The following is a 9,749-nucleotide window of genomic DNA, read 5'->3' on the forward strand; positions in this document are numbered from 1 at the left end:
GCGGGCTCATCCTGCACCAGTAAACCTTTCCACCACAAGCCATGCAGCTCGTGATCATATCCGGTATTAGACCCAGTTTCCCGGGCTTATCCCGAAGTGCAGGGCAGATCACCCACGTGTTACTCACCCGTTCGCCACTAATCCACCCAGCAAGCTGGGCTTCATCGTTCGACTTGCATGTGTTAAGCACGCCGCCAGCGTTCGTCCTGAGCCAGGATCAAACTCTCCGTTAAAGACTCACGATTCCCCCGAAGGGGTAATCAGTCATAGACATCGAGCCAAATCACTAGCGTAAAAACTCAAACTAGCAAACACTGGACCACCACAGACGGAAGAATGTGATGTCCAGCAACAACCATCGAAAGTTCGACGGTCGCACCAAAAAAATTTGGCACTGACATTCATCGGCACACTGTTGAGTTCTCAAAGAACACGCACACACCATCGCTTACGAATCTTGCATTCGCTCGTTCAGGGGTGACTTGTTCGTCGCCGCCAAGCCTTTCGGCTTCCGGCGCGGACACCAACCTTACCAGAAGGTTTGTGTCGGGGGAAATCGTTCAGGCGCCTTCGTCCAACCTCGTTGTCCCGGTCCCTCAGGTCCAGGTCGGTGTCCGTGTCGCTCTGACCTGGAATAAGTTACGGGAGGATCAAGTCGTTTCCAAATCGCCTGGTCACGAGGTTGGCGCGCCGCGTTTTGCCTGGTCACGGCCGGTCGTTGGGCGCGGTCCGCGCCGATCTCGTCCGGGTGACCCGCAGCACATCGTCAGGAGTCGGTCCCGACGCGTTCGATTCCGCCGCCGAGCTCCTTGATGATCTCCACGAACCGCGGATAGCCGCGATCGATGTGGTAGACGTCGTGGACCTCGGTCACCCCGTCCGCGCACAGGCCGGCGAGGACGAGACCCGCACCTGCCCGGATGTCGGACGACCAGACCGGCGCACTCGACAGTTCCTCGACTCCCCGAACCACTGCGTGATGACCATCGGTCCGCGCATCGGCGCCGAGCCGAACCATCTCCTCGACGAACCGGAACCGCGCTTCGAACACGTTCTCGGTGATCATCGACGTTCCGTCGGCGACCGCGGCGAGCCCGATCGCCATGGGCTGCAGGTCGGTCGGGAATCCCGGATAGGGCAATGTCGCGAAGTTGACCGCCCGGGGCCGGTCGTTCTGGACGACCCTGAAGCCGTCGACCTCGGGGGTGACCGCGGCGCCGGCCGCGCGCAATTTGTCGAGCACGAGTGCGAGGTGCTTGGGATTGACGCCGCGAACCCGGACGTCTCCCTGCGTCATGGCGGCGGCGATCCCCCACGTCGCGGCAACGATCCGGTCACCGATGCAGCGGTGCGTCGTCGGCTCCAACGAAGGGACACCCGTGATCCGCAGCGTCGTCGTTCCTGCCCCGCTGATCCGGGCACCCATCTGCACGAGCATGTTGCACAGATCGACGATCTCCGGTTCCCGGGCGGCGTTGTCGATGGTGGTCTCACCCTTCGCCAGCACCGCCGCCATCAGTATGTTCTCGGTGGCACCCACCGACGGGAACGCCAGGCGAATGGTGGCGCCGTGCAGGTCGTCGGCCTCGGCGACGACGCAGCCGTGTTCGATCGTGCTGTGCGCACCCAGAAGACGCAGGCCGGTCTGGTGCATGTCCAGCGGACGGGAACCGATCGCGTCACCGCCCGGTAGTGCGACGACGGCCCGTCGGCAGCGTGCGACGAGCGGCCCGAGCACACATACCGATGCGCGGAACTGCCGAACCGCCGCGAAATCTGCCCGGTACTGCGGCTGCGCGGGCGTCGTGATGCGAACCTCGTCGCCTTCGAGCTCGACGACACAACCCAGTCCGCGGAGGACCTCCGCCATCAGGGGAACGTCGAGAATATCGGGGCAATTCGTGATGACGGTGGTGCCTTCGGCGAGCAACGCGGCGGCCATCAGCTTCAGAACACTGTTCTTGGCGCCACCGACGACGACCTCACCTACGAGCCGGCTACCACCGGTGACGAGAAAGCGTTCACTCACAACGCCACAGCGTAACGAGGCCTCCGGGATACCACCCGAGCCGGTACCGTGACGGCCATGGCTGTCCACCTCACCAGGATCTACACCCGCACCGGCGACGACGGAACGACCGGGCTCAGTGACTTTTCCCGAGTATCGAAGAACGACCCGCGACTGATTGCGTATGCGGACTGCGACGAGGCGAACGCCGCGATCGGCGTCGCGCTTGCACTGGGCGATGCACCCGAGCGTTTCGTGCCCGTCCTGCGGCAGATCCAGAACGATCTGTTCGATGCGGGCGCGGATCTGTCGACTCCAATTGTCGAGAACCCGAAGTATCCGCCGCTGCGGATCACCCAGGCCTACATCGATCGCCTCGAAGGATGGTGCGACGAGTTCAACGAGGAACTCGAGCCGCTGAACTCCTTCATTCTTCCCGGGGGCACTCCCCTGGCGGCGTTGCTGCACACCGCCCGCACCGTCACGCGGCGGGCGGAACGCTCGGCGTGGGCGGCTGTGGATACGCATCCGGACGACACGAACGTGCTGCCGGCGAAGTATCTGAACCGGCTGTCCGACCTGCTGTTCATTCTGGGCCGGCTCGCGAACCCGGACGGCGACGTCCTGTGGAAGCCGGGCGCCGGCGCCTGACCTGCTCGTGCGCGGTTTCGGTAGCTGCTGCTACCAAAACCGCGCACCGGGGGTCAGGTGTTGGGGCGGCGGCGCTGCGACCGATTCGACGGACGGGACTCGACCCAGGACAGGAACGCCGTCAGCGCTCCGGTGTCGAAGGCGACCTCGAAGACGTCGGTGCCGTCGGCCAGCTCGAGGATCACGATGTCCTCGGTCATGATGTCGTACTCGTTGCCCTCCGGCTTGCGACGTTCGCGCACCTCGACGCCTCGGCGGGTGATCCGGGAATCCGGCCCGAGACGGAGACTGGAGAGCTTGTAGAAGACGAGATTGTTCTCGCCGTACCGGATGATGCCGTGCCGCCAGCCGTTGCCGGCGTTGTTGGGCAGGACCCGGAGGATCGCGGCGGTTCCACCGCCGCGGAGTTTGCGAAGACGGTACAGAAAAGCCGCGACGGCGCCCGCGAGCAGCACAACAAGAATGACTAGAACGATCATTCCTATTGTCACTTCTCGTGGCTCCGTCGCGGCTTCTCGTAGTTCTTCTCGATCAGGCGCGCTCGACGGCCCGCAGGCGACCCTTGGCCGCTGCGATCTCTGCCTCGTCCTGGCTCTCGGCGAGGACCGCCTTGGCGGCCTCCACGTCGATGTCCTGAACGAGGTCCGCGTCCTCGGCGAGCACGGTCACCGACGTGGCGGTCACCGAGAGGAAACCGCCGTGCACGGCAGCGACGATGCGCTCACCGTCGACGGTCGTGACGGCAACGACGCCGCCCTCGACGAGCTGGCCGAGAACCGGCTCGTGTCCGGGCATGATGCCGATCTCGCCTTCGGTGGTCTGCGCGGAGACCAGCTTCGCCGAACCCGACCACACACGCTGCTCGACGGCAACGATGTCAACGGTCATCTCAGCCATGTCGGACTACTTTCCGGCGATCTTCTTGGCTGCGGCCTCGACGTCGTCGAGTCCACCGCAGCTGTTGAAGGCCTGCTCCGGAAGGTGGTCGAACTCGCCCTTGCAGACGCGGTCGAACGCCTCGATGGTGTCGCGCAGCGGCACGACCGAACCGGGCTCACCGGTGAACTTCTCGGCGACGATGAAGTTCTGGCCGAGGAACTTCTGCAGGCGACGGGCGCGGCCGACGAGGACCTTGTCCTCTTCGGAGAGCTCGTCCATACCGAGGATGGCGATGATGTCCTGCAGTTCCTTGTACTTCTGCAGGATCCGCTTGACCTCGTTGGCGACGCGGAAGTGCTCGGCACCGACGATGCCGGGCTCCAGGATGCGCGAGGTCGACGTCAGCGGGTCCACAGCGGGGTAGATACCCATCTGCGAGATCGGACGCGAGAGCTCGGTGGTCGCATCGAGGTGCGCGAAGGTCGTGGCCGGCGCCGGGTCGGTGTAGTCGTCGGCGGGGACGTAGATCGCCTGCAGCGAGGTGATCGAACGACCACGGGTCGAGGTGATGCGCTCCTGCAGCTCACCCATCTCGTCGGCCAGCGTCGGCTGGTAACCCACGGCCGAAGGCATACGACCGAGCAGGGTCGAAACCTCGGAACCGGCCTGGGTGAACCGGAAGATGTTGTCGATGAACAGCAGCACGTCCTGGCCTTGGACATCGCGGAAGTACTCCGCCATGGTCAGCGCGGACAGGGCGACGCGCATACGCGTTCCCGGCGGCTCGTCCATCTGGCCGAACACGAGGGCCGTGTCCTGGAGAACGCCCATCTCCTCCATCTCGAGGTGGAGGTCGGTGCCCTCACGGGTGCGCTCGCCGACGCCGGCGAACACCGAGGTGCCGGAGAACTCACGCGCGATACGGGTGATCATCTCCTGGATCAGAACGGTCTTGCCGACACCGGCGCCACCGAACAGACCGATCTTGCCGCCCTTGACGTACGGGGTCAGCAGGTCGATGACCTTGATACCGGTCTCGAGGATCTCGGTCTTGCCCTCGAGCTGGTCGAAGGCCGGGGGCTTGCGGTGGATGCCCCACTGCTCGCCGTCGCGGCCGGTGCCCGGCGCGTCGAGGCAGTCACCGAGGGCGTTGAACACGTGGCCCTTGACGACGTCACCGACGGGAACGGAGATCGGGCGACCGGTGTCGACGACGGAGGTGCCGCGCACCAGGCCGTCGGTCGGCTGCATCGAGATCGTGCGGACCAGGTTGTCACCCAGGTGCTGCGCGACCTCGAGGGTCAGGGTCTTCGCCACGGTCGGCAGAGTGACCTCTGCGTGGAGGGCGTTGAACAGCTCGGGCACGGCGCCACGCGGGAATTCCACGTCGACGACGGCGCCGATGACGCGGACGACGCGCCCGGCAAGGGCCGACGCCGCACCGGCGTTGTTGTCGGTTACTGCTGCGGTCATTGTGGTTCAGTCACTTCCTGCACTCGAGGCGAGCGCACCGGCACCGCCGACGATCTCGCTGATTTCCTGGGTGATCTGGGCCTGGCGGGCCTGGTTGGCCTGTCGGCTGAGTGTGTTCACCAGTTCCGTGGCGTTGTCCGTCGCGGCCTTCATGGCGGTACGGCGAGCGGCCGACTCGGAAGCGGCCGCGTCCAGCAGCGACGCGAAGATACGCGTGCTGATGTACTTCGGCAGCAGTGCCGCGAGCAGCGTCCCGGCCTCCGGCTCGAAGTTGTACCCGGCACGCGGTCCTTCGTTGCCCGACGCGCGGTGGCCGTCGGACAGCATGTCCTCGCCGAGGTCGATCTCGTCCTCGGTGATGCTCACCTCGAGCGGCGCCATACGGCGGACCTCGGGGGTCTGCGTCAGCATCGACACGAAACGCGTGTAGACGATGTGCAGTTCGTCGACGCCCTCGATGGTGCCCACACCGTTCGGGTCGGGAACCTCGGAACCGGACCCAGCCATGAACAGCTCCACCAGGTGGCGGCTGGCCTTCGCGGCGTCCGCGTAGCGCGGAGCCTGCGAGAAGCCGGTCCACGCACCCGCGACCGGGCGCTCACGGAAGGTGTAGTAGGCCAGGCCCTTGCCGCCCAGCACGTACAGCACCGGCTCCTTGCCCTCGCTGATGAGCAGCTGACGCAGCTCTTCGGCTTCCTTGAGGACGTTGGAGTTGTAACCACCGCACATACCGCGGTCGCTGGTCACGACCAGCACGGCGGCACGCTTGGGGTTCTCGCGCTCGTTGAGCAGGGGGTGATCCAACGACGCCGACGCGCTCGCCAGCTCCGAGAGGACCTTGGTGATCTCCTCGGAGTACGGCTTCGACGCGGCAACCCGAGCCTGGGCCTTGGTGATGCGCGAAGTCGCGATCAGTTCCTGCGCCTTGGTGATCTTCTTGGTCGAGTTGACCGACTTGATCCGCGAGCGCAGCTCACGCAAGCTAGCCATTCGTCGATCACACTCCCTTCACTGGACGCTCGGTCATGGTCTCCCCGCTCACTTGCGAACGGTGGTGCGCTTGACGGAGACCTGCTCCTGCTCGACCTCTTCGGCGCCCAGCGGGGCGGCCTCGGCCTCGTTCACGACGCGGCTGCCGTCGGAGGCGATGAAGCCCTCCTTGAACTTGGCGGTCGCGGCGTGCAGGGCCTCGATCGACTCGTCGGACAGCGCCTTGCCGCCGGCGATCTGCTCGTAGACGCCTGCGGCGCTGCGGTGCAGATCCTCCAGGAGCTCGGTCTCGAAGCGACGCACGTCCTCGACCGGAACGGAGTCGAAGACACCCTCACCGGCGAGGAAGATCGAGACGATCTGGTCCTCGACGGCGATCGGCGCGTACTGGTCCTGCTTGAGCAGCTCGACGAGACGCTGACCGCGCTCGAGCTGAGCCTTCGACGCGGCATCGAGGTCCGACGCGAAGGCGGCGAAGCCTTCGAGCTCACGGAACTGCGCGAGCTCCAGACGCAGCGAACCGGACACCTTCTTCATGCCCTTGGTCTGGGCGGCGCCACCGACTCGGGAAACCGAGATACCGACGTTGATGGCGGGGCGGACACCCTTGTTGAACAGGTCGGACTCGAGGAAGACCTGGCCGTCGGTGATCGAGATGACGTTCGTCGGGATGTAGGCCGACACGTCGTTGGCCTTCGTCTCGATGATCGGCAGCGCGGTCAGCGAACCGCCGCCGAGCTCGTCGGACAGCTTCGCCGAACGCTCCAGCAGACGGGAGTGCAGGTAGAACACGTCACCGGGGTAGGCCTCACGTCCCGGCGGGCGACGCAGCAGCAGCGAGATGGCGCGGTACGCCTCGGCCTGCTTGGTCAGGTCGTCGAACACGACGAGGACGTGCTTGCCCTGGTACATCCAGTGCTGGCCGATGGCCGAACCGGTGTAGGGGGCCAGCCACTTGAAGCCGGCGGAGTCGGAGGCCGGAGCCGCGACGATGGTGGTGTACTCCATCGCGCCGTTCTCCTCGAGGGCCTGCTTGACACCCGCGATGGTCGAACCCTTCTGGCCGATCGCGACGTAGATGCAGCGGACCTGCTGCTTCGGGTCGCCGGTCGCCCAGTTGGCCTTCTGGTTGAGGATCGCGTCGATGCAGACCGCGGTCTTACCGGTCTTGCGGTCGCCGATGACGAGCTGACGCTGGCCGCGGCCGATCGGGGTCATCGCGTCGATGGCCTTGATGCCGGTCTGCAGCGGCTCCTCGACCGGCTGGCGCTGCAGCACGGTCGCGGCCTGCAGCTCGAGGGCGCGGTTCTCGGTGGACTCGATCTCGCCGAGGCCGTCGATCGGCTGACCCAGCGGGTTCACGACGCGGCCGAGGTAGCCGTCGCCGACCGGCACCGACAGAACGTCGCCGGTCCGCTTGACTTCCTGGCCCTCAGCAATGTCCTGGAAGTCGCCGAGGATAACGGCGCCGATCTCGGTGGCCTCGAGGTTGAGGGCCACGCCCAGCACGCCACCGGGGAATTCCAGCAGCTCGTTGGCCATCGCCGACGGGAGGCCGCTGATGTGCGCGATGCCGTCACTGGTGTCGACGACCACGCCGACCTCCTCGCGGGAGGCCTCCGGGGAGTAGCTCGCGGTGTAATTGTCAATCGCGCTACGGATCTCGTCGGAGGAGATCGTCAGCTCCGCCATGTTCTTCCTGCTCTCGGTATCTGGTCTTCGAAAAGATCTCTAGGTGTGTGTTCGGTAGTGGACTACGTGAGGTTCTTCCGCACGGCCGCGAGTCGTCCCGCAGCTGTGCCGTCGATGACCTCGTCGCCCACCCGGACGACCAATCCACTGAGGAGCTCGGGATCGACCTCGACGTGGACCGTCACAGGCTTCCCGTAGGTGCGGGTCAGAATCGCGCTGAGGCGCTCGGTCTGAGCCTGGCTGAGGGGGGCGGCGCTGCGCACGTGGGCGACCTCGCGGTCCCGCTGAGTTGCAGCGAGAGCGGACAGCTCGTCGAACGTGTCGGCCGGGGCCTTCTTCAGGCGCCCGACGGCCTGAACTGCCAGAGCCTCGGTGACCGCCGTGCACTTGCCGTACAGCAGGCGCGAGAGGAGCTCGCGCTTGGCCTGCACGGGGGTGCTGCGGTCGGAGAGAGCCTGCTCGAGTTCCCCGCTGCCGGCGACGATCCGTCCGAGCCGGAACAGCTCGTCCTCGACCGTGTCCAGCTGGTTCTGGTCTTCCGCCGCCTTCAGCAGGGCCTCGCGGCCGAGCTGAACGAGCGAGTTGGTCAGGTCGGACTGCGCCGACCAGTCCTGGCCCACCGCGGCCTTGACGGTCGCCAGGGCCGCGGCCGAAACCTTGCCCCCGAAGACCTGCTCGGCCAGCGCCTGGCGAGCTGCCGCCGGGGTCGAGGCGTCCGCCAGCGCACCGCGAAGGGTGCGCTGGCCGTCGAGCACCTCGACCACCGAGAACAGATCGGAGCCGGCCTGTGCCGCAGCGGCAGTCGCGGCACCCGCACCAGCGGATGCGGTGCTCGACGCCAAGGCGTCCTGCAGCGCGGATCGCGTATGAGCGAGTGCCTCACGGCTTGCTGCGTACATGGTGCTCACTTTCCGGATGCAGAGTCAGCGCTGAGGGATTCGAGCTCGCTGAGGAAGCGGTCGATGGAACCGGCACGCTTGACGTCATCGGAGAGAGCCTCACCGATGATCTTCTCGGACAGGTCGACGGCGGTGCGGCCGAGATCGCCACGGAGTTCGGTCACGATCTGCTGACGCTGGGCCTGCAGCTGAGCGTGGCCGGCAGCGACGATGCGGTCGCTCTCCTCCTGGGCCTGCGCCTTCATGTCGGCGATGATCTGCTGACCCTGGGCACGGGCCTCTTCGCGGATCTGCGCCGCTTCGGTACGGGCCTCGGCGAGCTGCGCGCGGTACTGCTCGAGCGCGGCAGCGGCTTCCGCCTGTGCCTCCTCCGCCTTCTTGATGCCGCCTTCGATCTGCTCCGATCGCTCGTCGAGGACCTTCTGGAACAGCGGAAGCACGTACTTCCAGAAGACGAGACCGACGATGATCAGGGCGACGAGCGACCAAACGATGTCGTACGTCGCGGGCAGGAGCGGATTATGGGTCTCCGCCTCCTCCGCGAGCAACAGGATGCTGTCAGCCATGGTCGCGACGATCAGAAGATGAAGCCGGCAACGATGCCGATCAGCGCGAGGGCCTCGGTGTGAATGCGATACCGAGGAACATGGTGGTGCGCAGCTGTCCGGCCATCTCGGGCTGACGGGCCATGCCCTCGATCGCCTTACCGACGACGATGCCGATGCCGACACCCGGGCCGATGGCGGCGAGGCCGTAGCCGACGGCACCGAGACCCTTGAAGGTGGTCTCTTCCTGCGCGAGGATCTCGACTGCCTGAAGCGCAACGCTCATTGGTGTTCCATTCCCTTTCTAGTGGCTCGGCCCCGGGGATCGGTAACCGAGTCAGTCTGTGATGTTGTGTGGTGGTGCAGTTCGGCTAGTGCTCTTCGGCGTGCAGCGCGAGGTCGATGTACACCGCGGTCAGCAGCGCGAAGATGTAGGCCTGCAGCACGATGACCAGCAGTTCGAAGAAGGTGAACGCGACGCCACCGATCAGCGAGCCGATACCGAACAGCTTCATCGCGCCCTCGGACGAGAAGAAGAAGAACTGGGTCGCGCTGAAGAACAGCACCAGCATGATGTGGCCGGCCAGCATGTTGGCCATGAGACGGATGGTC

General features: G+C 65.7%; 10 protein-coding genes, 1 rRNA gene and 1 pseudogene. 1 reads left to right on the top strand and 11 read right to left on the bottom strand.

Translation table 11 applies throughout. The features are described from left to right. Both I0Q12_RS11440 and murA read right to left on the bottom strand, forming a co-directional pair. Nucleotides 1-233, bottom strand: a 16S ribosomal RNA gene (locus tag I0Q12_RS11440); the annotation flags it as partial. Between the two features lie 533 nt (nt 234-766). After that, complete coding sequence (murA, locus tag I0Q12_RS11445) at nt 767-2,029, bottom strand: UDP-N-acetylglucosamine 1-carboxyvinyltransferase (RefSeq protein WP_197252032.1); 1,263 nt, start codon at nt 2,027-2,029, stop codon at nt 767-769. A gap of 57 nt (nt 2,030-2,086) precedes the next feature. Here murA and I0Q12_RS11450 point away from each other — a divergent pair, with 57 nt between their 5' ends. Beyond that, nucleotides 2,087-2,659 (top strand): cob(I)yrinic acid a,c-diamide adenosyltransferase, encoded by a 573-nt coding sequence (locus I0Q12_RS11450; RefSeq protein ID WP_197252033.1) that lies wholly within the window; start codon nt 2,087-2,089, stop codon nt 2,657-2,659. Nucleotides 2,660-2,712: 53 nt separating this feature from the next. On the opposite strand, the gene I0Q12_RS11455 is transcribed toward I0Q12_RS11450, so the two are convergent. The 9 genes and pseudogenes from I0Q12_RS11455 to I0Q12_RS32630 all read right to left on the bottom strand — a co-directional run. After that, a complete protein-coding gene (locus I0Q12_RS11455; RefSeq protein WP_197252034.1) occupies nt 2,713-3,138 on the bottom strand; it encodes a DUF2550 domain-containing protein in 426 nt (141 codons plus the stop codon). Between the two features lie 52 nt (nt 3,139-3,190). After that, nucleotides 3,191-3,556, bottom strand: a complete 366-nt coding sequence (locus tag I0Q12_RS11460) for a F0F1 ATP synthase subunit epsilon (RefSeq protein WP_197252035.1) — start codon at nt 3,554-3,556, stop codon at nt 3,191-3,193. A gap of 6 nt (nt 3,557-3,562) precedes the next feature. Then, on the bottom strand, nt 3,563-5,011 hold the full coding sequence (atpD, locus tag I0Q12_RS11465; RefSeq protein ID WP_197252036.1) for a F0F1 ATP synthase subunit beta: 1,449 nt from the start codon (nt 5,009-5,011) through the stop codon (nt 3,563-3,565). Nucleotides 5,012-5,017: 6 nt separating this feature from the next. Then, complete coding sequence (locus tag I0Q12_RS11470) at nt 5,018-6,001, bottom strand: F0F1 ATP synthase subunit gamma (protein WP_197252037.1); 984 nt, start codon at nt 5,999-6,001, stop codon at nt 5,018-5,020. Between the two features lie 48 nt (nt 6,002-6,049). Continuing rightward, entirely contained in the window at nt 6,050-7,693 is a 1,644-nt protein-coding gene (atpA, locus tag I0Q12_RS11475) for a F0F1 ATP synthase subunit alpha (RefSeq protein ID WP_197252038.1), read from the bottom strand. A gap of 62 nt (nt 7,694-7,755) precedes the next feature. After that, nucleotides 7,756-8,592, bottom strand: a complete 837-nt coding sequence (locus I0Q12_RS11480) for a F0F1 ATP synthase subunit delta (protein WP_197252039.1) — start codon at nt 8,590-8,592, stop codon at nt 7,756-7,758. A 5-nt stretch (nt 8,593-8,597) separates the two neighbouring features. Then, nucleotides 8,598-9,158, bottom strand: coding sequence for a F0F1 ATP synthase subunit B (locus I0Q12_RS11485; protein ID WP_197252040.1), 561 nt, complete (start codon nt 9,156-9,158; stop codon nt 8,598-8,600). An 11-nt stretch (nt 9,159-9,169) separates the two neighbouring features. Beyond that, nucleotides 9,170-9,423, bottom strand: a pseudogene (locus tag I0Q12_RS11490) (ATP synthase F0 subunit C). A gap of 85 nt (nt 9,424-9,508) precedes the next feature. Next, nucleotides 9,509-9,749 (bottom strand): F0F1 ATP synthase subunit A (locus tag I0Q12_RS32630; RefSeq protein ID WP_231610460.1); only part of this gene is annotated, 241 nt, incomplete at its 5' end.

The sequence above is a fragment of the Rhodococcus sp. CX genome (assembly GCF_015865005.1).
Classification (GTDB): Bacteria; Actinomycetota; Actinomycetes; order Mycobacteriales; family Mycobacteriaceae; genus Rhodococcus.